General features: G+C 26.9%; 23 protein-coding genes. 19 read left to right on the forward strand and 4 right to left on the reverse strand.

Features of this window, described 5'->3' with window-relative positions; all coding sequences use genetic code 11:
- The first annotated feature begins 2 nt into the window (after nucleotides 1–2).
- The 12 genes from CBLAS_RS04125 to murG all read left to right on the forward strand — a co-directional run bounded on the left by CBLAS_RS04125 (nucleotide 3) and on the right by murG (nucleotide 13,882).
- Nucleotides 3–1,532, forward strand: a complete 1,530-nt coding sequence (locus CBLAS_RS04125; RefSeq protein ID WP_106870449.1) for a hypothetical protein — start codon at nucleotides 3–5, stop codon at nucleotides 1,530–1,532.
- On the forward strand, nucleotides 1,529–2,185 hold the full coding sequence (locus CBLAS_RS04130) for a hypothetical protein (protein WP_106870451.1): 657 nt from the start codon (nucleotides 1,529–1,531) through the stop codon (nucleotides 2,183–2,185). The genes CBLAS_RS04125 and CBLAS_RS04130 overlap by 4 nt, the downstream gene beginning before the upstream one ends.
- Complete coding sequence (locus CBLAS_RS04135) at nucleotides 2,182–2,574, forward strand: hypothetical protein (RefSeq protein WP_106870453.1); 393 nt, start codon at nucleotides 2,182–2,184, stop codon at nucleotides 2,572–2,574. Before CBLAS_RS04130 ends, CBLAS_RS04135 begins: the two co-directional genes overlap by 4 nt.
- Entirely contained in the window at nucleotides 2,552–4,186 is a 1,635-nt protein-coding gene (locus CBLAS_RS04140) for a pilus (MSHA type) biogenesis protein MshL (protein ID WP_106870455.1), read from the forward strand. The genes CBLAS_RS04135 and CBLAS_RS04140 overlap by 23 nt, the downstream gene beginning before the upstream one ends.
- Nucleotides 4,179–5,003: an ATP-binding protein gene (locus CBLAS_RS04145; protein WP_106870457.1), complete on the forward strand. Its 825-nt coding sequence runs from the start codon at nucleotides 4,179–4,181 to the stop codon at nucleotides 5,001–5,003. Before CBLAS_RS04140 ends, CBLAS_RS04145 begins: the two co-directional genes overlap by 8 nt.
- On the forward strand, nucleotides 4,996–5,865 hold the full coding sequence (locus CBLAS_RS04150) for a CDC27 family protein (RefSeq protein WP_106870459.1): 870 nt from the start codon (nucleotides 4,996–4,998) through the stop codon (nucleotides 5,863–5,865). Before CBLAS_RS04145 ends, CBLAS_RS04150 begins: the two co-directional genes overlap by 8 nt.
- The gene (locus CBLAS_RS04155) at nucleotides 5,865–6,410 is read left to right on the forward strand and encodes a hypothetical protein (protein WP_106870461.1); all 546 of its coding nucleotides are present in this window, start codon (nucleotides 5,865–5,867) and stop codon (nucleotides 6,408–6,410) included. Before CBLAS_RS04150 ends, CBLAS_RS04155 begins: the two co-directional genes overlap by 1 nt.
- A gap of 4 nt (nucleotides 6,411–6,414) precedes the next feature.
- Nucleotides 6,415–8,166 (forward strand): GspE/PulE family protein, encoded by a 1,752-nt coding sequence (locus CBLAS_RS04160; RefSeq protein WP_106870463.1) that lies wholly within the window; start codon nucleotides 6,415–6,417, stop codon nucleotides 8,164–8,166.
- Complete coding sequence (locus tag CBLAS_RS04165; RefSeq protein WP_106870465.1) at nucleotides 8,163–9,410, forward strand: type II secretion system F family protein; 1,248 nt, start codon at nucleotides 8,163–8,165, stop codon at nucleotides 9,408–9,410. The genes CBLAS_RS04160 and CBLAS_RS04165 overlap by 4 nt, the downstream gene beginning before the upstream one ends.
- Before the next feature lie 124 nt (nucleotides 9,411–9,534).
- Nucleotides 9,535–11,673 carry a DNA translocase FtsK gene (locus CBLAS_RS04170; RefSeq protein ID WP_241517573.1) on the forward strand — a complete coding sequence of 713 codons (2,139 nt, stop codon included), beginning with the start codon at nucleotides 9,535–9,537 and terminating at the stop codon, nucleotides 11,671–11,673.
- An 11-nt stretch (nucleotides 11,674–11,684) separates the two neighbouring features.
- A complete protein-coding gene (locus CBLAS_RS04175) occupies nucleotides 11,685–12,863 on the forward strand; it encodes an FtsW/RodA/SpoVE family cell cycle protein (RefSeq protein WP_106870469.1) in 1,179 nt (392 codons plus the stop codon).
- Entirely contained in the window at nucleotides 12,860–13,882 is a 1,023-nt protein-coding gene (gene murG / locus CBLAS_RS04180; RefSeq protein WP_106870471.1) for an undecaprenyldiphospho-muramoylpentapeptide beta-N-acetylglucosaminyltransferase, read from the forward strand. Before CBLAS_RS04175 ends, murG begins: the two co-directional genes overlap by 4 nt.
- A gap of 336 nt (nucleotides 13,883–14,218) precedes the next feature.
- Here the strand turns inward: murG and CBLAS_RS04185 are convergent, their stop codons facing one another.
- Nucleotides 14,219–14,488 carry a hypothetical protein gene (locus tag CBLAS_RS04185; protein ID WP_106870473.1) on the reverse strand — a complete coding sequence of 90 codons (270 nt, stop codon included), beginning with the start codon at nucleotides 14,486–14,488 and terminating at the stop codon, nucleotides 14,219–14,221.
- A 264-nt stretch (nucleotides 14,489–14,752) separates the two neighbouring features.
- On the opposite strand from CBLAS_RS04185, the gene CBLAS_RS04190 reads away from it, so the two are divergent.
- Entirely contained in the window at nucleotides 14,753–14,980 is a 228-nt protein-coding gene (locus CBLAS_RS04190; RefSeq protein WP_106870475.1) for a hypothetical protein, read from the forward strand.
- 1 nt (nucleotide 14,981) lies between these two features.
- Nucleotides 14,982–15,254 (forward strand): type II toxin-antitoxin system YafQ family toxin, encoded by a 273-nt coding sequence (locus CBLAS_RS04195; protein ID WP_106870477.1) that lies wholly within the window; start codon nucleotides 14,982–14,984, stop codon nucleotides 15,252–15,254.
- Here the strand turns inward: CBLAS_RS04195 and CBLAS_RS04200 are convergent.
- Genes CBLAS_RS04200 through CBLAS_RS04210 form a run of 3 tightly spaced genes read right to left on the reverse strand, consistent with a single transcriptional unit; the run spans nucleotide 15,251 to nucleotide 16,557 of the window.
- Complete coding sequence (locus CBLAS_RS04200; RefSeq protein WP_106870479.1) at nucleotides 15,251–15,523, reverse strand: hypothetical protein; 273 nt, start codon at nucleotides 15,521–15,523, stop codon at nucleotides 15,251–15,253. The two genes, CBLAS_RS04195 and CBLAS_RS04200, sit on opposite strands and share 4 nt — an antisense overlap.
- A 17-nt stretch (nucleotides 15,524–15,540) precedes the next feature.
- Nucleotides 15,541–16,305: a restriction endonuclease gene (locus CBLAS_RS09535; protein ID WP_241517574.1), complete on the reverse strand. Its 765-nt coding sequence runs from the start codon at nucleotides 16,303–16,305 to the stop codon at nucleotides 15,541–15,543.
- Nucleotides 16,306–16,308: 3 nt separating this feature from the next.
- Nucleotides 16,309–16,557, reverse strand: a complete 249-nt coding sequence (locus CBLAS_RS04210; RefSeq protein ID WP_106870631.1) for a cobalt chelatase — start codon at nucleotides 16,555–16,557, stop codon at nucleotides 16,309–16,311.
- A 301-nt stretch (nucleotides 16,558–16,858) separates the two neighbouring features.
- Here CBLAS_RS04210 and CBLAS_RS04215 point away from each other — a divergent pair, with 301 nt between their 5' ends.
- The 5 genes from CBLAS_RS04215 to CBLAS_RS04235 all read left to right on the forward strand — a co-directional run bounded on the left by CBLAS_RS04215 (nucleotide 16,859) and on the right by CBLAS_RS04235 (nucleotide 20,877).
- Complete coding sequence (locus CBLAS_RS04215; protein ID WP_106870481.1) at nucleotides 16,859–17,173, forward strand: hypothetical protein; 315 nt, start codon at nucleotides 16,859–16,861, stop codon at nucleotides 17,171–17,173.
- A gap of 123 nt (nucleotides 17,174–17,296) precedes the next feature.
- The gene (locus CBLAS_RS04220; protein WP_106870483.1) at nucleotides 17,297–17,491 is read left to right on the forward strand and encodes a phosphonate transporter; all 195 of its coding nucleotides are present in this window, start codon (nucleotides 17,297–17,299) and stop codon (nucleotides 17,489–17,491) included.
- A 44-nt stretch (nucleotides 17,492–17,535) separates the two neighbouring features.
- The gene (locus CBLAS_RS04225; RefSeq protein WP_133169608.1) at nucleotides 17,536–17,862 is read left to right on the forward strand and encodes a hypothetical protein; all 327 of its coding nucleotides are present in this window, start codon (nucleotides 17,536–17,538) and stop codon (nucleotides 17,860–17,862) included.
- A gap of 316 nt (nucleotides 17,863–18,178) precedes the next feature.
- Entirely contained in the window at nucleotides 18,179–20,437 is a 2,259-nt protein-coding gene (locus CBLAS_RS04230) for a hypothetical protein (RefSeq protein WP_106870487.1), read from the forward strand.
- Nucleotides 20,437–20,877 carry a hypothetical protein gene (locus CBLAS_RS04235; protein ID WP_106870489.1) on the forward strand — a complete coding sequence of 147 codons (441 nt, stop codon included), beginning with the start codon at nucleotides 20,437–20,439 and terminating at the stop codon, nucleotides 20,875–20,877. Before CBLAS_RS04230 ends, CBLAS_RS04235 begins: the two co-directional genes overlap by 1 nt.
- Nucleotides 20,878–20,880 lie beyond the last annotated feature (3 nt).

A 20,880-nucleotide genomic window follows, 5' to 3' on the forward strand; every position in this document is an offset into this window, starting at 1 on the left:
ACATGATTAAAAAGAAAAATGAAACTTCTATTGTAGTTATTAACAGATCTACTGAGAAAGTTTTTTCTATATCAGATAATTATTTAAAAGAATATGATGTAGAAAAAAGTGATAAAAATAAAGAATTTTATATAAGCTATATTTCGTATAAAGATATCGAAAGTACTACTATAGAAATTCCTAGAAGTATACCAAATGAAGATTTAACTGATTCAATAACTATTAAAACTTATGAAGATTTATCTTTAGAACCTAGTAACGACTATAAAATTACATATCTTGAAACTAGCGAAACAGAAAGTGAAGATAGGTTTTATAATATTTTTGTTGTTAATAATACTATTTTAAATAATGAGCTAGAAAATATAGCAAACCATACACAATATATAGATTATGTTGCTATTGCTCCATTTTTGATGCAATCTTTGTATAAAAAGAGTATTTTACCTGTTGATGGTAGTGTTGATTGTTTTGTTTATATGGAGGAAGATGATGCTTTTTTAGTTGTTTATCAAAATGGTGAATATTTTGATTCTAGACCACTTAGATACTCCCTAAAATATATTTGTGATAAATTTTGTCAATCAATTGGCGAAAAGATAGATAACAAGATGTTTTATGAAATGGTAGCAAGACAAGGCATTACTTTAGAAAATCCAAATGAAAGAGATGCTCTAATAGCAATATTTGATGATATGTTTTTATATTTAAATGATGTTATAAGCAGTATAAAAAAAATTCATGGTCTAAGTGTTGACAATATTTACTTTGGAAGTGATATAGGACATATTAAGGGAGTTGAGGTCTTTATAGAAGATAGACTTAAAATCAATTTTAGAAATTTTGATTTTAGTATAGCTTTAAATCAAAAAGATTTTAAAGACTTTACACAATTAGATGTTTTGATGTTTTTAACCGCTCAAGTTTATTTAGCTGAAAAAAATGATGATTACAACTATTCTAGTTTTTTAAGACCACCGCCATTTGTTCAAAGAGATAGTGGTAAATTAATTTTGGCTAGTACGCTTTCTTTAATACTGGCAATGGTGTATCCTGCATATCAGTATGGTTATGGTATGGTCAATAAACAAATAACTGCAAAAAAAGCTGAAGAATATGCAGTAAAATTGATTGAGAAAACAAGAATAGAAAATGAGTTAAATAGATTAAAACAAGAGATTGATAAAACAAAAAAGCTGACAAAACAAGAAAATGATATTTTAATGGAGAGAAAACAAATTCTTAGTGCAATTTTTGATAAAAAAGTAAATTATCCCATGAAAAGTAAAGCTATTTATGATATGACAAATATGATAAATACAAAAGGTGGAAAATTAGTTAAAATCAATGCCGATGATTCTAATATTACTTTTTCAGTAGCAACTGAAACAGAAAAAAAGATGACAGAGCTTTTGCGAAATATTAGTGATAAGGGTGAAAAATATACAGTAGATACAAAATCTATTGCTTTAGATGAAGATAATAATACAATAGCTTATCAAAGTGATATTACTATAGAGGTAAAAAAATGAGAAAAGAAAATACTCTTGATAAAATAGATCAATACTTTGCCAACAAAAATCAAAATGAGATAAATATGTACATTGCTTTTGCTTGTTTAATAATATTTATATTGATTTACTTAGCTATCTTTCCTATGTCTCAAGAATATTTTGATACAGAAGAAAGAAACTTAAATGATATTACTAGTAAACTAAATGATACAAATTCTTATCTATCTAATAAAATTGGACCAGATGGTGATACTAATTATGCCATTAATAAAGAAAAAAATGTATTAGATGGAGAAATAAATAGATTAAATTCAATTAAAGATACTAATGTGTTTTTTGATAATAAATTATTAGAAGTCTCATCTCTTAGTAATGATAGAAAAAACTGGGCAGGTTTTTTAGATTTTCTTGCAAAAAATGCACAAGAAAACAATATTAAAATTTTTTATATTAATAGCCAAGTTAATAATGTAGAGTTAAAAAAAATACAAGAGATGTTAAATATTGATGTAAAATTAGAGGGGGCGTTTAATAATATATTAAACTATATTAACTCAATAGAAGAGTCTGAAATGGTTGTTGATTTAAATGGAATTGATATAAATGCCACTAAGAATAATCTTATTGGTGGTGAGTTAAAAATATCAGTTTGGGGGATGAAATACCAATGAAAAAAAATATTATATTGTTAATTTTTTTAGCATTCACAAATATTATCGCAAACGACATATCTACTTATGAAATAATGTTTGATGAACTAAAAACAAGAAGAGAAGGTTTGGATCAAAAACAGATATTTTTGCTAAAAGATCCTTTTAATTTTATTTCAGAAAAAAAGGATTCTAAAAAGCCAAATCAAGAGTTTGTAAAATATAAATTGACTGGTATTTTATCTAATAAAGCTAAAATAAACGGGAATTGGTATTTTGTAAATGAACAGATAGATGATTATAAGATTATAGGTATAAAAGAAAGTAGCGTTATGCTAAGAGATAAAGATAAAATTTTAGAGTTAAAACTAAATGAAGGAAACAAAAATGTTAAAATCACATATAAATAAATTTTCTAAAAAAGCATTTTTAATTATAGCAGTAAGTGCTCTATTTACTGTAAGCTATGCTAATACTTGTAGTAAGAGAGCTTTTAATATATCAATTAACGAATCAGTTAGTTTAAATGAATTGCTTATTCAGCTATCTGATGTATGTAAATTTAGTATAGTAACTAAAGATGCAATTGCTGCTAAGACATTAAGCAATCAACTAAGTGGTATTAGTATAAAAGATCTTTCTATTAGAGAGGTTTTTGATGTTTTAATTAAAGGCAATAATTTAGATTACGAATATACTAATAATGCTCTTAATATTTCAGCTCTTCAAACGAAGACTTTTAAGATTGACTATATTACAGGAGTTAGAGAAGGAACTGCAATAACAAAGGCGTCAACTGATTCTACTATTAGAGATTTTACTGACGCTGGTGATAAAGCAGCTTTAGAAAATAATAGAATTACAGTAACTGAAAAATTTGATTTTTGGGTAAATTTAAGTGAAGAGATAACAGCAATTTTGAACAATGGTTCAGAAAATTTCCAAGCCATACCACCAATCATTAATCAAAATGCAGGTCTTGTAACAGTAACTGCTACTAAATCACAAATAAAAAGAGTTGAAAGATATATAGCTGAGATGCAAAGAAGACTTAAAAGACAGGTTATTTTAGACGTCTCTATAATTGAAGTTCAATTAAAAAATAATTATACAAAAGGAATTGATTGGAGTAAATTTAATATAGGATTTAATTCTTATCTTGGTGGAAACCCATCAACTCCAAGTAGATATACTTTTGGGAATAGAAATGAAACTCCGCATATAGTTGATCCTGGAAAATTACCTAAATATGATTTCATTAAAGACAAAGATGGAAATCCAACTGATAAAAAAGAACTTGTAGAGTTTGGAACTCCTCCAAAATATGAGTGGTGGAACAAGATGGGTACAAAATCTAGTCAAAGTAATGGTGTCTGGGCTATTGGTGCCAATCTTAATTTTAATATAGAAGGTATGATAAACTTTTTAGAGACAAAAGGAAAATCAAAAGTTATATCTAATCCAAAAGTTATGACTATAAACAATCAACAAGCTTTAATCTCTGTGGGTGATGTTATAAACTACCTTCTTATAGAATCCACAAATTCTAGCGACAGTGGTAGTACTGTTTCGCAAGATACAAAGCAATATTCTACATTTATAGGAATTTTACTTAATATTACACCTGAAATTTCAGATGATGATAAGATAATGCTTAGAATAAACCCATCTCTAAGCAGTTTTAAATATTCTGGAGATGATATAAAATATGAAAAACCTAGAGGAATAGCTCCAGACACCAAAGAGAGAAAAATTTCAACTGTTGTAACTGTTAATGATGGAGATACTATTATTTTAGGTGGTTTAATCGGTCAAACTAAAGGAAAAGATAATACAAGTGTACCATTTTTAAGCTCTATTCCTATGGTTGGAAATCTGTTTAAAAGCACAGCTGATACACTCTCTACAACTGAGCTTGTTTTTGTAATAACTCCTAGGTTGGTTAATGATAATTCAAATAAAAATTTAGCAGATTCCTTAAAAGAATTAGGTTTTTCAAAGTCAATTTATACATATGAATAATAACTATACTTTAATTAAAGATATCTTTTTAGAGCGAGATGGGGTTGGTGATTTTGTAAGTATGGATAAATCCACTCTTGCTTATCATAAGATTATAAGTGCTTTGCAAAAACCACTTAAATTAATTTTATTTTATGGAAAACCTGGCTCTGGAAAGACTTTTTTATTAAATAAGATAAAAAATGATTTAGAAAAAAAGGTAAAGGTTGTTTTTTTTCCTCAACCATTTTTTGAAGAAAAAGAATTTTTCAATGAACTTTATTTTCATATTTTTGATAAAAAACCAAAAAAAAATGTTGATACATATGAAAGTTTTATGAGAATATATAAAGATTATATTAATGTAAATTCCAAAAGCTTAGAACAAGTGGTTATTTTGCTTGATGAAGCACAGCTTTATCCACCTAATTTAATTGAAAAAATTAGACTTATGGCAGATAGTAGACTTTTTAAATTTCTTTTTACTGTACATAAAACAGATGAAGAGGATGTTTTGGCAAAAGATTATTTTAAAACAAGAATTTGGTCTAGTATAGAGCTTCCAAATTCAACTCTTAGTGAACTAAAACTTTATATTGAAAAGAAGCTAGTATATCATAATTTTTATCAATATTTTTTAATGTATAGTGAAGATAATTTTAATTTACTTCACTATTTAACAGATGGTAATTTAAGAAATTTAAATAAACTTCTTTATAAACTATATGAATTATTTGAGTATTATGAAGTTAATAAGCCAACAGAGATAAGCACTACAAATATTAATAATAAATTTATAGAAATGGCAGCAATTGGTACAGGGATTATAGATGCTTGAACATTTTGAGATATTAGAGTTAGAAGAAAAATGGAATAGATACAATTCTAATAGAAAAAAGAAAAATAAATTTTTTAACACTACAAGCAGAATGCAAAATTTATTATTTGATAAGACAGTTTTATTTCTACTGATTTTAATATCTGGAGCAATAGGGGCAATATTTTGGGTGGTATTTTCAAACAATGGACAAGTTAGCTATCAAGAAAAAATGGAACATAGCACTAAAGTACAAGAGATGATTTTAGATGAAAAAAACGATACTATTCTTGATGAAAGCAATATTACTTCACACAATAACATAGATAATAAAGATAATACAAATACATTTTTAAAGATAAATCATATAGGAATTGACTCTAGTGTTGATTCCGGTGGATTTATTTTAAACAATCAATATGAAGATAAATCAAATATTAATAATTTTAATTTAATTCCAAAAGATGAAATTATAGATTTTGGTAATCCGCCATTACCACCTAAAACTTCGTCTTTAAGTACTAGAAATACTGTTTCAAATACAAAATTAGCAAAAGATAGAGTTATAATAAAAACAACTAAATTAAAAGAAGATAAAAAGAGTTTGGAAGATAAATTTTATGCCACAAATAACATTACTTACTCTTTAATGCTTTCAGAGCAAGCTTATAATAACAAAAATTACAATGAAGCTATAAAATGGGCATTGATTTCAAATGAGATTAATAAAGATGATGCGAGAAGTTGGATTTTATTTGCTAAATCAAAATATAAACAATCCCTTAAAAAAGATGCATTAATTGCCCTTGAGGCTTTTAATAGAAGAGTACCAAATAAGGAAGTTCAAGCACTTATTAAGAGAATAGAAAATGGTGATTTATAATGAAGATAAAATTTCCTTTCTTTATATTTTTTGCAGTAAATATGCTTTTTTCAATAACGATAGATGATATTAAAAATTGGGATAAATTAGATCAATATAATAGAATTTGTCAAAGTGAGGTAAGAGATATTTTTATTGAAAAACAAAATATATCTATGGCTAATATTTATGCAAATGCATGTTTAAAAATGGATAAAGTAAATGAACTTATAATACCAATTGTTATGCTTTATAAAACAAAAGAAGAGCGTGAAAATGCATCTTTGTATGCAACTGTTCTTTTTCAGAAAAAAATGCTATATTTATCTTTAGTAGATGGTTTTGATATAAGTTTTATAAAAACTCCAAAAGTGGATTATATATTATCAATAATTTTTGATAAATATGTAAATAAAGACTATATTAAAAACAATGGTATTTATAAATTTATACTAGATAAAGAAAATAGTTGTAATCTTTTTATTAAAAATGAAGATGGTATTGATAAGATGATAATAGCTTTATATAGAAATGAAAAATTAATTTCAATTAAGAAATTTTGGTGATAAGATGGATAGACTAGAAAAATATATAATAAATGTATTATTGAAAAATGATATCTTAACTGATAGTACTTGTGTTGAAGTAAAAGAAAAAATGGATATTGGTTTAACTTTGGGAGAGGTTTTAATAAGTGATAACTATGTAACGCAGGAAGTGTTATCTCTTGTATTTTTAGATCTATATAAAAATAAAAAAATTACACTAGATGAGATTCATGATAATTTTTTTATAGAAAAAAGTACTTTTTTAGATATATTTGCTAAAAAAAATAATATGGTCTATATTGATTTAAATGAGATAGATATAGATTATAGAATTTCAGAAAGAATATCTTTAGCTCAACTTAGGAAGTTTAAAGTACTTCCTGTTAAAGAAGATGAGATAAATGTATACATTGCTTTTGATGATCCTTTCGATATTAATGCACAAGATAGAATGCAGCAAATTTTTAATAGAAAGCTTTTAAAAATTGTTATAACAGATGATAATCAAATTGAAAAATATTTAGCAAAACTAGAACTTTCTGAAAAAATTAAAGGGACTGTAGCAGATATTAGAAAAGAGCTTTCAAATGTTTCTGGTGGCGAGATTGAAAGTAGTTCTAGTTCTGGAATTTTAAATTTAATTGAAACTATTGTTAAGCAATCCATTATTTCTGGTGGTAGTGATATTCACATTGAACCTACTGAAAATAATTGTATAGTTAGAACAAGAATTGATGGAATGCTTGCTGAAATTTTTATGTTTGACAGGGATATATATCCTCCTCTTGTTTCAAGACTTAAATTACTTTCTGATATGGATATAGCAGAAAAAAGAAAACCTCAGGATGGACGTTTTTCTTTTGAAGTGGGCGATAAAGAGTATGATTTTCGTATATCAACTCTTCCTATAATGAATGGCGAATCAATAGTTTTAAGAATTCTAGATAAATCAAAAGTTTTAATAAGCCTTGAAAAATTGGGGATGCATCCTGAAAACTTTAAAAGATTTTCTCATGCTATGAAAGCTCCTTATGGGATTATTCTTGTTACTGGACCAACAGGTAGTGGTAAAACTACTACATTATATGCTGCATTAAATGATATGAAAAATGTTACAACAAAGATAATTACAGTTGAAGATCCTGTTGAATATCAGTTAAACATGATACAACAAGTTCATGTCAATGAAAAAGCTGGGCTTACATTTGCTGGAGCTTTAAGATCTATTTTAAGACAAGATCCTGATGTTATAATGATTGGTGAAATTAGAGATCAAGAAACTCTTAGAATTGCTATACAATCAGCTCTTACAGGACACTTAGTTTTTTCAACACTTCATACCAATGATGCAATTAGTGCAATTCCTAGAATGGTAGACATGGGAATTGAGTCATATTTAATAAGTGGTTCAATTACAGCAATAGAAGCTCAAAGACTTATAAGAAAACTATGTCCAAAATGTAAAGAGAGTATTGAACTTCCTGAAAGTCAACTAGAAAAAATATCTAACTATTTACCAAATGATTATACCTTTTTTAGAGCAGTAGGTTGTGAACACTGTTCAGGGACTGGTTATGCAGGAAGAGAGATGATTAGCGAAGTCCTTGAAATATCAGATAAAATGCAGAGTTTAATTGCAAAAAATGCGTCAAAAGATGATTTAAAAAAACTTGCATATGAAGAAGGTTATGTGGATATGTTTCATGATGGTGTGCTTAGAGCAGCAAAAGGCAATACAACTTTAGAAGAAATTTATAGGGTGGCTAAAGAATGAAAAATTTTGAAGTAGAATATATAAAAGATGGCAAACGTCAAAAGATGTTTTTAAAGGCCAGTGATAGAGTTTCAGCTCAAAATATAGTTAAAAGCCAAAAAAGTGGAGTTATAGTAAAAGTTGGCGAAACTAAAACTGTTCCTTTAAGCGACCAGATTGCAGAAGCAACAACTAGTATAACTAGATTAATGGGAATGAGTAAAAAAATTAAAATTCCTAATTTAGTTGCTTCTGTTAGGCAATTAGCTGTTATGACAAATGCAGGTATATCTATACATGATAGTATAAAAGAGGTTGCAAATTCAACAGAAGATAAAAGATTAAAAGAGGTTTTTTCCTCTCTGAATGATGATTTAAATGCCGGTCTTAGTTTAACTGAGGCTGCTGCAAAGTTTAGAGCAGAACTTGGTGATGTTGTGATTTCTATGTTTAGCTTAGGAGAAAGTACTGGTAATATGGCTGAGGCACTTACTAAACTATCAAGTATTTTACAAGATGTGTGGGATAATCAGCAAAAATTTAAAAAAGCAATGCGTTATCCAATAACTGTGATTATTGCGATTGCTGTAGCTTTTTTAGTTCTTATTTTATTTGTTGTTCCGAAATTTAGAGAAATTTTTGAAGAACTTGGGGCAAATTTACCACTCCCTACAAGAATACTTCTTGGAATAGAAAATGTGCTTAGTAATTATGGTTTATGGGTCTTAGCTGGCTTTATAATTTTTATTTTTGGGATAAAGTTTATCTTAAGAAATAATGAAGAAGCTGTAAAGATAAAAGATAAATACATTTTGAAAGTATATTTGATAGGTAAAATAATATTTTTTTCAACCATGAGTAGATTTACTCTCATATTTACAGAGCTTGTTCGTTCAGGCATTCCAATTGCAGATTCTTTGGAAACTGCTTGCAAAATGGTTGATAATTATGCTTTAAAAGTCAAGTTATCAAGTGTTAAACTTTCAGTTGAGCAAGGTGTTAGTCTTACAGATGCCTTAAGAAATACAGAGCTATTTGAAAGCATGCTTATGCAAATGGTAAGTGCTGGTGAGCAAAGCGGTAGCTTAGATATTATGTTAAAAAATGTGGCCGATTATTATAAAATGAAATTTGATGAAATTATTGATAATATTTCAAGCTATATTGAGCCTATACTTTTATTTTTTATGGCGGCATTGGTAGTGCTTTTGGCACTAGGTATTTTTATGCCAATGTGGGATTTGGGTAGCGCTGCAAAAGGATAAAATTATATCTCTAAATTATTAGATTTTAAATTAAAATTTGATAAAATATATCCTTTAAATATTTAAAGGATATATCATTTTAAAAGAAATAGTTTTTATAATTTTTTTATCGATATTTTTATTTTTGGAATTTGCTACTATTTCATTAAATTCAGATGTTGTAGGTAGTTTTGGTACTGTACTAGGAAATTGGAATATATTTATATTTGGTTATTGTGCTTATATTTTTCCTATTTTTTTTACTATATTACTATTTTTTATATATAAATATGTAAAAGAGTTTAATTGGAGATTGCTTGAGATGATTAGCGGGTCTATTTTGCTAATTCTTGCTATTTTAATATCTCAAGCAGTTGTATTTGAAGATAAAAAAAGCTTTATTGGAAATCAAATCATCTTAGTATTTCAAGATTATATTGGTATAGTTGGAATTTGGCTTTTTGTTTTGATGATTTTTATTCTATCTTTAGTTTTAATTTTTGGAGACAAAATTATAAATATAATTAAAAAATCTTTTATTACAAAAGATTTAGATCTCTCAGTTTCTTTAGATGCCAATGAAAATATTTATAAAGAAAGTAAATCTTCCAATATGGTTATTGGGAGTGTACCTTCAACATCCAATCAAAACATATCATCTAAAGATGTTTTAAAGGATAGTGAATCGCAAATAGACCTAAGCGATAGCGAAAGAGAAGGCTTAAAGAATATTGCTGAAACTTTGATTAAGCCAGTAAATAATATAAATATCTCAACAACCACCCCTAAGAAAATAAAGAGTGTGGAACACTTAAAAGAGGTAGCCGAAAACAAAAAATTACTTGATGAGCTTGAAAAAGGCGATTTACCAAAAATAAAAGATTTTAAACTTCCTCCTCTTAAATTCTTAAAAGATCCGCCTAAGCAAGTTAAAAGCGTAGATGAGAGCGAAATTGATCAAAAAGTTTTTGATTTACTTGATAAGTTAAGAAGATTTAAAATTGATGGCGATGTAGTTAGAACATACTCAGGGCCTGTTGTTACAACATTTGAATTTAAGCCTGCTGCTCATGTAAAAGTTTCTAAAATTTTAAATCTTGAAGATGATTTAGCTATGGCTTTAAAGGCTAAAACTATTAGAATTCAAGCACCAATTCCCGGAAAAGATGTTGTAGGTATTGAGATACCTAACAAAAATATACAAACAATTTATTTAAAAGAAATTTTAGAGAGTGATATTTATAAAAAGGCTTCAAGCCCACTAACCATAGTTTTAGGCAAAGATATAGTAGGACAGCCATTTATAACAGATTTGAAAAAATTACCACATTTATTAATAGCAGGAACAACAGGAAGTGGTAAAAGTGTCGGTATAAACTCAATGCTTTTAAGTTTGCTTTTTAGAAACTCACCAAAGACTTTAAAGTTAATTATGATTGATCCAAAAATGCTTGAGTTTAGCATTTATAATGATATTCCACATTTATTAACTCCTGTTATAACTGATCCTAAAAAAGCTATAACCGCACTTTCAAATTTAGTTAATGAAATGGAAAAAAGATATAAGGCTATGACTGAAACTAGAACTAAAAATATAGAAAACTATAATAATAAAGCTCTTAAAAATGGACAAAAGCCTATGCCTTATATAGTTGTTATCATAGATGAGTTAGCTGATCTCATGATGACTAGCGGTAAAGATGTTGAGTTTTATATAGCAAGACTTGCTCAAATGGCAAGAGCGAGTGGAATTCATCTAATTTTAGCAACACAAAGACCTAGTGTTAATGTTGTAACTGGATTAATAAAGGCAAACATGCCATCTCGTATAAGTTTTAGGGTAGGGCAAAAGATAGATTCAAAGGTGATTTTAGACCAAATGGGTGCTGATAGTTTACTTGGTAGAGGAGATATGCTATTTACTCCACCTTCAAGTCCAGGAGTTATTAGACTGCACGCTCCTTTTACTAGTGAAGAGGAAATTATAAGTGTTGTTGAGTATCTAAAAGCACAACAAGCTGTTGTTTATGATGAGTCCTTTTTAGAGGAAAGCAGTGAATCTGGCGCTAGTAGTGCTAGCGGAAATGTAGATAGCATTGAGTTAGATGAACTATACGAAGAAGCCAAAAATATAGTTTTAAATGATGAAAAAACATCAATTAGCTATATACAAAGAAGGCTTAAAATAGGCTACAATAGAGCGGCTAGCATAGTTGAGCAGCTTGAGGCAATGGGTGTTTTAACTGAGGTTAACTCAAAAGGGCAAAGAGATATTATTAGGTAGTTGGAAATAAATTGAGCACTGATAAAATACTTTTTTTTACTTGTACTATTCTTATATCAATAGGGATTGTTTTCTCCTTATCTCTTAGTGCATTTGCTATTTTGTATTATGATAATACGAATAAACTACACTTTTTTTTAACTCAATTATTGATAGCTGTTATTGGAATAACATTTATGTGGCTTCTGTCAAAGCCAAACCCAGATAAATACTTAAGTTATATAGGGTTTTTCCTATTTTTTTCAATGTTTATTTTAATGATTGTTATGCCGTTTTTGCCATCAAGTATAGTAAGAGAGGTTAATGGTGCTAATAGATGGATTAAGATTGCTGGCTTTTCACTATCCCCAGTTGAATTTTTTAAAATTGGATTTATATATTTTTTAGCTTGGAGTTTCACTAGAAAGATTGATAGCACAAAAAAAACAATAGCAAAAGAAACACTTATATTATTGCCATATGTTTTTGTATTTATTATAGTTATGTTTATAGTGGCGTATCTTCAAAATGATTTAGGACAAATTTTTGTATTAGGATTAGTCTTTGTAATGATGACTCTTTTTGCTGGAGCTAGCTTTAGAATATTAGGAACCGGAATTCTTTTTATATTTTTATCTATATATATTTTTATTAAAATTGGTTCTCATAGAAGTAGCAGGATAGAGTCTTGGTGGGCAGGAATTCAAGACCATGTTTTGAAGTTTTTTCCAGAACATATGCAAGAGCAATTACGAATAAATGAAGCAGATGCACCATATCAGGTTTCAAATTCCCTAAATGCTATAAATAATGGTGGAATGTTTGGGGAAGGGCTTGGTTTTGGGACTATAAAACTTGGTTTTTTAAGTGATGTTCATACGGATTTTGTATTGGCTGGAATTGCTGAGGAGATAGGATTTATAGGAATTTTATTTATAGTAATTTTATTTTTTATAATTTTATTTAGGCTTTTTAAAATTGCTCTTAGATCTCAAAATAATGTTTATTATCTATTTTCTCTTGGTATTGGATTTATGTTTTTATTTACGTTTGTAGTTAATGCCTTTGGGATAACATCATTAATCCCTATGAAAGGAATAGCCGTTCCATTTTTGAGCTACGGGGGAAGCCATTTGCTTGCTTCTTGTTTTGCTATTGGATTAATTTTAATGATATCTAAAAAGTCAAAGATGAAAGGTGGGTTACATTGATAGCTATAACTGGCGGCGGAACAGGTGGACATCTAGTAATAGCTAAGACTATTGCTACTGAGTTAAAAAACAGAGGCATAAAAGCTATTTTTATAGGCTCAACCTATGGGCAGGATAGGGAGTGGTTTGAAAACTGTGATTTTTTTGAAGAAAAGTATTTTCTAAAGAGCACAGGCGTTGTTAATAAAAAAGGCCTCTCAAAGATAAAATCATTATTTAATATAGTTAAACTATCTTTTAAGTGCAAGCAAATTTTTAAAAAACATAACATAAAGGCTGTTTTTAGTGTTGGTGGGTATAGTTCATCACCAGCTTCTTTTTGGGCAGTATTTAGTAAAACTCCACTTTTTATTCATGAACAAAATGCCAAAATAGGGCGTTTAAATAAATTATTAAAACCTTTTGCAAAAAATTTCTATAACTCATATGAAAAAACAAAATTTAACTACCCAGTAAAAAGCGAAGTATTTGAAAAAGCAAGAAGAAGAGATGGCTTAAAAACTATAATATTTTTAGGGGGATCACAAGGAGCAAGATTTATAAATAATCTTGCTATGAATATAGCTTTTGAACTTAAAGAGAAAAATATAAATATAATACACCAATGTGGAAAACTTAACTATAATAAAGTTAGTGAATTTTATAAAAACAATGGCATCCATATAGACTTGTTTGATTTTTCAAATGAACTAGCTAGTAAAATGCAAGAGGCTGATTTGTGTATAGGAAGAAGTGGTGCAAGTACTCTTTGGGAGCTTTGTGCAAATTTACTACCAGCTATTTTTATACCACTACCTAGTGCTGCAAATGATCATCAATTTTATAATGCTAAGTTTTTAATGGATTTAGGTTTAGCAAAAGTATATAGAGAAGATGAAATTTCAAAAGAGAAAATTTTAAATGAGATATTTAATTATGATATTATTGAAACTAGTAGAGGCTTAGAAAGCGTTATAGAACAAAATGGCTCTAGGCAAGTAGTAGACGATATGTTAAATTTACTAGATAATTGTAAATAACGCATATCAACTAAAAATAGGAACATTTAAAAACTCAATTTCATTGTTGATACTTATAACGTAATTTTTTATCTTTTGTGTTTCTATTTCGTTTGATATGCAATATTCTTTTTATATTTTTATATTTAATTTTTTTATAGTTTTTCATTTCATAATTTCTTGAGTCATATACAAATTTTTTAATTGATTGCAGTTGTTGCTCCACTTTTCCAATTTTTACATTGAATTAATAACATTTCCTTCTCCTTGCATACTATTATGTCTATGCCTTCATTTTTATATCCCTTGTTATATCATTTTATATCCCTCTTTTTTTAAAAATCAGCTATATAAAACTCACATATTTATTGCCTTTAGCTTTTTTCCAGTCATATTGTTTTTTTGTTTTATTTTACTAGATACTTCGCTTTGATTTTTTAAATACTCTTTTAGTCTTTCATCGTATCTTCTCTTTATACCATCATAAACTTGTTTGTATCTTACATCATCATATTTTTTAAAATTTGTATTTTCTTTTTTTCTTTTAGCTCTATACCTTGGTTTCTTTTTTGGTTCTATTAATTTTATTATAAAGGCTATAAAAAATAATATTAATGCTATTTTCATTATAATCTCTTTAAAATATATTTTTGATTATATAAAAAAATGTAAAAAAGTAAATATAGAGATTTTAAGAATAATTTAAGGAGTGCTTGAAACATCGGTAAAATGGGGGTTTGGTTGCAGAGAGAGGATTTGAACCTCTGACCTTCGGGTTATGAGAAAAATGGGCATTTAAAAACTATATATAAACATCGGTAGAATGGTGCTTTAAACACTTTATAAGTTTATATTTCATATAATGAATATAATTTAGTTAGGAGCTATAAAATGAATGTTACAATTAAAAATGTTGATGATAAATTCTTAAATATTTTAAAAGAGCTAACTTCTATATTTCCAAAATCAAGTCTAGAAATAGAAAATTCAAAAGCATATAATGATAAAGCGATTAAAGATATATTAGAAAGTAAAGAAGAAATAGAAAAAAATAGAAAAAATGGTTCTTTAAAGTTATATAATGATTTTGATTTACTTTTAAAAGATTTAAGAGCTTAAATTGTATAAATATAGTATTGTTTATTCATCTAAATTTAAAAAATCTTTTAAAAAACTAAGTAACAAAGACCAATTATTAGTTATAGATATTTTAAAAAAACTTTCTAAAGATGAGAAATTAGAAGAAAAACATAAAGACCACCAACTAAAAGGAAAATTAAAAGATTTTAGAGATTGTCATATAAAGCCCGATTTAGTTTTAATTTATCAAAAAAATAATGAAATTTTAGAACTTCTTGTTTTAAATATTGGCTCTCATAGTGATTTATTCTAATATTTTTTAAACATTTCATTTAGTTCTTTATTCATTTTTTCCATTTCTTGATTTAGCTGTCTATTAAATTTTTTCATTTCTCTATTTAATTGTTTTTCATATTCTTCTTTTTCTTTATTGTATTTAATCATTTCTTTATTCATTTCTTTACCTAAATTTTCTAGTGCTTTATTTGTTTGGTATTTGTCATAAGCTATATATGATAATGCTAATGCACAAATTGCTATAGCTATTGTTATTATTATAATTATTATTTTATTTTCTTTCATTTTATACCTTTTCTTTTTTATTTTAGTAATGGAATATTTAAAAATTCAATTTCATTTTTAATACTTGCAATATAGTTATTTATCTCTTGTATTTCAATTTCATTTGATATACAATATATTTTTTTAATTTGTTTATTTCTTATCATTTTGTAGTTTTTCATCTCATAATTCCTGCAATCATATACAAATTTTTTTATTGAGCTTAATGTTGCTCCACTTTCCCAGTTTTTACATTGAATTAATATCATTTCTTTTTTACCTTTGTATGCTATTAAATCAATTCCTTCATCTTGATAACCTTCATTGTATCCTTTCATATATACTTTATAACCTTCATTTTTATAAAACTGTGCTATGTAAAACTCATATTTGTTTCCTTTAGCTTTTTTCCAATCATATTTATTTTTTGGTTTTATTCTGCTTGATACTTCGCCTTTATTTCTTAAATAATCATTTATAGTAAATTCATATTTATTTTTTGTTTCTTTTTCTAAATCATATTGTTTTTGTGATTTTGTTCTACTTGATGTTTTTTCTTTATTTTTAAAATAATCATTTATAGTAAATTCATATTTATTTTCTATTTCTTTTTCTAGATTATTTTGTTTATTATTATCTTGTCTATACTTTGTATAATCGTAATATCTTTTATGTTTTACATCATTATATTTTTTTAAATTTGTATTTTCTTTTTTTCTTTTAGATCTATACCTTGGTTTCTTTTTTGGTTTTAATACATCTAAAATAATTATAATAATAAGTAATATTGATAATATTTTCACCCTTTATCCTTCTAATTCTTTTTTCAACACTCTGGCTTTTATATCAAATATATAATATTCCTTTTCTTTTTCGTTAAGTTTTTCTAATAATTCTATTATTTTATTTTCTTTTTTATCTGTTTTTGAATTATTTTCATTTATATTTGAAATATTTTCTATTATAAAATTATATAGTTTTGGTCTTGATTTTTCCCAATTGTAGAGCGTTCTAACTTCTAATTCTAAATAATCTGCTATTTCTTTTTTAGTCAACATATGAAAATCTTTCATTTTTAAGTAAATATTAATGTTTATTATGAAATAATTTCATTATAAGTTTATGAAACTATTTCAATCAATGCAGTTGAATTTTATCAAAAACTTATAAATTTTTAACTTAACCCACTACACCGCAAGATTTGTGTGTTCTTTAGGGTATATAAGCTAGGGGTTAATTAACTCTTACCTTAACGGTAAAACAACCTTAGTATTTGTGTTGTAAAACTGCTAGGGGTGGTAGTAGCTCCGCCCCTTAAATCTTAGCTACTAAAAACAAAATCAAAGGAGCTACATTATGTACACATATCTTATAGGTTTGGTTGATGAAGTAAGACCAATTTCAAGAACTGACAAGAAAACAGGAGAGGTATTAAACTCAATAGATGTAACTATTACATTTGAGGGTCATGATACTAAAGGTTATTTAATCAAAAATACTGAAACTGTTAATTTTGATTTCTTTTTAAGAGCTAAATTTGATGAAGTAAAAGGCAAATATATAGGTATTCCATATCGTTTCTTAAATACTAGAACTGGTGCTTATATGTTCCCTGATGACAGTATGGATTTTCAAGTTTTTGAAAATAATCCTTTTGTTAAGAAAAAATAACTAATCTTGGGTGTCTTTGACTTAATGGAACATGTCAACCGTTCCGCCCTTTAAAAAGCTTTTAAAAGTTAAATTACTTTGATTTTTCAAAGCTTTTTAGCTAAATCTTTTAAGGAGAATATTATGAAAAAGTTACTTTCAACTATTTTCGTTAGCTCTATGGTTGGATTAACTAGTTTAATTGCTGCAGACGCTCCAGTTATTCCTAGTGACCCTTTAAAAGCAGATTATGCAATCTTTGATTACGTTTTTGCTGGCGTTATTGGTGTTGCTTTTATCTTTATGGTTGCCCGTAGAGTTAAAGGCTTTATTAGATAGTCTATTGGGGGTGGTTATTCCCCCTTTATGTTGAGATAATAGCTATGTTACAAAATGCAATTTATGTGCCACAATTTAGAGAATGTTTTAAAGAAATTTTAATAAAAGACAAAAAATTTTATTTAGTTGATTTTAATAATAATCCAAAATTTATTTTAATTAATGTTGATTTTAAAGATGGTTTCTTATACGACAAAAAAAGTTCTAAATGTTATTTAAGTTCAAATGGTTCTGTTTTTGATAATTCAGTTGGTAAATTAAATGAATTTGGTATTTATGATTATCAATTTAATTTCTTAATGGGTTTAACTGCTATTTTAATATGTTTTTCTTTTTTAATTGGTTTAATAATTGTTGGAGCTACTAGATGATTTATGAAGTATTAGAAAATGATGTATTTAATTATTTTGTAAATATATTTGCCTTGTTTTTTGTTCCGCTTTTTATTTATGTGATAGCTATATCTTTTATTAAGTAATTTTAACAAAACAGAAAAAAGATTGTTTTATTTTCAGCTAGAGTATTTACTCGACAAGATTTATCTATCTGAAAATAAAATAATCCTACAAACGAAGTGCGTAAGGTATTTAATTTATGTTTTTTAAACATAGAAAAGTTTTTTAGAAACGGAAAAAATATTAAGGTTAATACATTGTTTTTATTTATTTGTAAATTGGATTTTAAAAAATGAAAAAAATATTAGTGTTTATATTTATTTATTTTTCTTTTTTTAGTTCTTTTGCTTTTTCTTTAACTATTTGCGATAACAATGATGTTTATTGTCAAAATAATATCAATAGTTCTGGTGTAAAGAAAAATTTAACATTAAAAACTTGTGAATATGATAATAGGTTTCTTTGTTTTATTGATTCTGTTAATCCAAATAATGCTTATATTGCACTTAACAACCCTCAAAGTGGTGGATATTATCATAATGATGGTTCTGAAATTCCTGCAACTTCCGAATATTACCTATTTTATAATACTTATCAAAATAAATTAATTTCTGTTTCTTATTTTGGTACAGATGTTACATCTTGTTATTATCCTCCGAGTGTGCCTTGTGCTTCATTAAATCATTTTGAAATTTTTAAAAAAATTTCTTGTAAAAGTAATGAATTTTTTAATTCAAAAACTAATAGTTGTGATAGTTGTGATAAAGGTCAAGTTTATGATTTAAAATTTAATAAATGTGTTGATATAAAATGTAAAGAAGATGAAATTTATGATTCTGAAACTGATAAGTGCATTAAAAAAGATAAATGTAAAGAAGATGAAATATATAATTCTCAAACTAAGGAATGTATAAAGCGTCCTTGGTGGTGTCCTGTTCCTATGATTTATCAAGAGAAAGACCCTGGTTTTTTAAAAGCTATGATTAAAATTTGTGTTCCTGACCCTAATATTAATGAAGAAGAATGTCAAAATAAAGGTATGAATTGGCATTCTTGGGCTGATTTGTATGGTGCTGAGTTAGGTGTTGCTATGCGTTATCCTCAGGGCTGTTATCATTCTAAAACTGTTGAGCGTTTTAAGGCAGAAAATCAATTGGAAAATGATAGTTTTTTTTGGAGCGGTGTCCTTTTTCCAATTCCAATTGGTGCTTTAAAGAATGGTTGGAATTCTCTCGCTCAGGCTTTTAATAATTTTTTTAAAGGTAAAAATATTCCTAAGGCTAATCAATCATTATTAGAGTATAAACCTATTATGACTGATATTGAAATTACACCGCAAGGACCTATGCCTAAAATTGATTTTAAACCAATTGAACCTAAGGATATTATTCATAATTCTTTCAATAAAGGTGATTTGCCTCCTAGCTCTCCAAAATCAAAACCTAGTGAAAGTTTTGATTCATATCTTGATAGATATAAGAATTTTAATGGTTCTAGATTTGAAAAAAGTCCGCAAGACTTTGTTCATTTTAACCCAAAATTTGAAAAAATGGATTTACCTCATAACGCAGCTACTTTTCATTTAAAAGATAATTCTTTTGTTGCTTCTAAAATCAAGCAAGAGTTTACACCTATGCCTATAAAAGATACATTTAAAGTTAATAGCCCTGTTGAAACAAAAGTTAAATTTGATTTTTCAACTATTTTAGAAAAGCCAAAAAATCCTAAAAATCCAAATTTGCCAATGACTATTAGAAAAGTTTCTGAAAATGGAAATAAAAGTAATTATAAAGGTATTATAACAACGCCTGATAATAGTATAATTGATGTTAGTGTTGTTGAGACTAAAACTCCTAGTGGCGGTAAAATTCAAGATGTAACTTTAACTTATCCTTATATTGGACCAAATAAAAGTAATCTTAAATTTAATACAGGATATACTATTACTATTGATAAAAGTGGTGCTGTGACTAATACTATATCTAATAATAGCACTATTTACAATCCAACTACAAATACTACAACCGTAAATAATATAAGTAATACAGTTGTTCCTAATGCTTCTCCTGATTTAAGTAGCGTTGTTAATGCTATCAATAAAGTTGGTTCAAAAGTTGATACTACAAATAAAATATTAAATGATATTAAAGCTCAGCAAAAAGCCGAATGGGAATATAATCCTGGTATTAATATTGCTACCGCTACTTCTAAATTAAATACTGAGATGTCAAAATTTGATGGCTCTGTTGATGACATATTAAATTTTCTTAATGGTTTAAAAGATAATATAAATGACGCTAAAAATCAAGTTGATAGTGCTGTTGATTTAATTCAAAATGGTATTGATTCTCCAAATATTCCGCGTGGAACTTGTCCTTTTAATATAAGTGGTCCTGCTCCTGGTAGTGGCACTAAGAATACTTTTACTATTGACCCTTGTCGTTTTGTTGCACCATATAAACCTATTTTAACTCTTTTTTTTACTGCTATTTTGTCTTGGGGTGTTTTGATTTTTTCATTGAAATTTTTATTTAATGTAGGTGATAAGTAATGAAGTGGCTTATTGGTTCTGCTGGCGGTTTTATGTTGACTTTTTTAGGTTATTTAACTAAAAAAATAGGTGTTAGATTTGTAGTAGCTTCTTTTGTTATACCACTCACTTTAATTTTTACAGCTGGTTTGGTTTATCTTTTTGGTAAATTATTATCTTATTTTTTAAAAATTTATAATTTAATTAAAGAACTTTTTCCAAAACTTTTTGATTATACTTCTGCTGGTGGTAGTTTTGGTGGTGTTGAAAATTCAACTATAACATCATCTGCTATGGAATTCTTACATCAAAGTGGTTTAGCTACTGCTTTATTAAATTCTATGGATTTATTTATTACTATATTAGTTTTGTTTTTTACTATTAAAATTTATAATATTTTAGTTTGGTTTTATAAAACCATTAATGATATTATAGTTACATTGCTTACTTTGGTAAAGTAGCAA

Source organism: Campylobacter blaseri (genome assembly GCF_013201895.1).
Classification (GTDB): Bacteria; Campylobacterota; Campylobacteria; order Campylobacterales; family Campylobacteraceae; genus Campylobacter_B; species Campylobacter_B blaseri.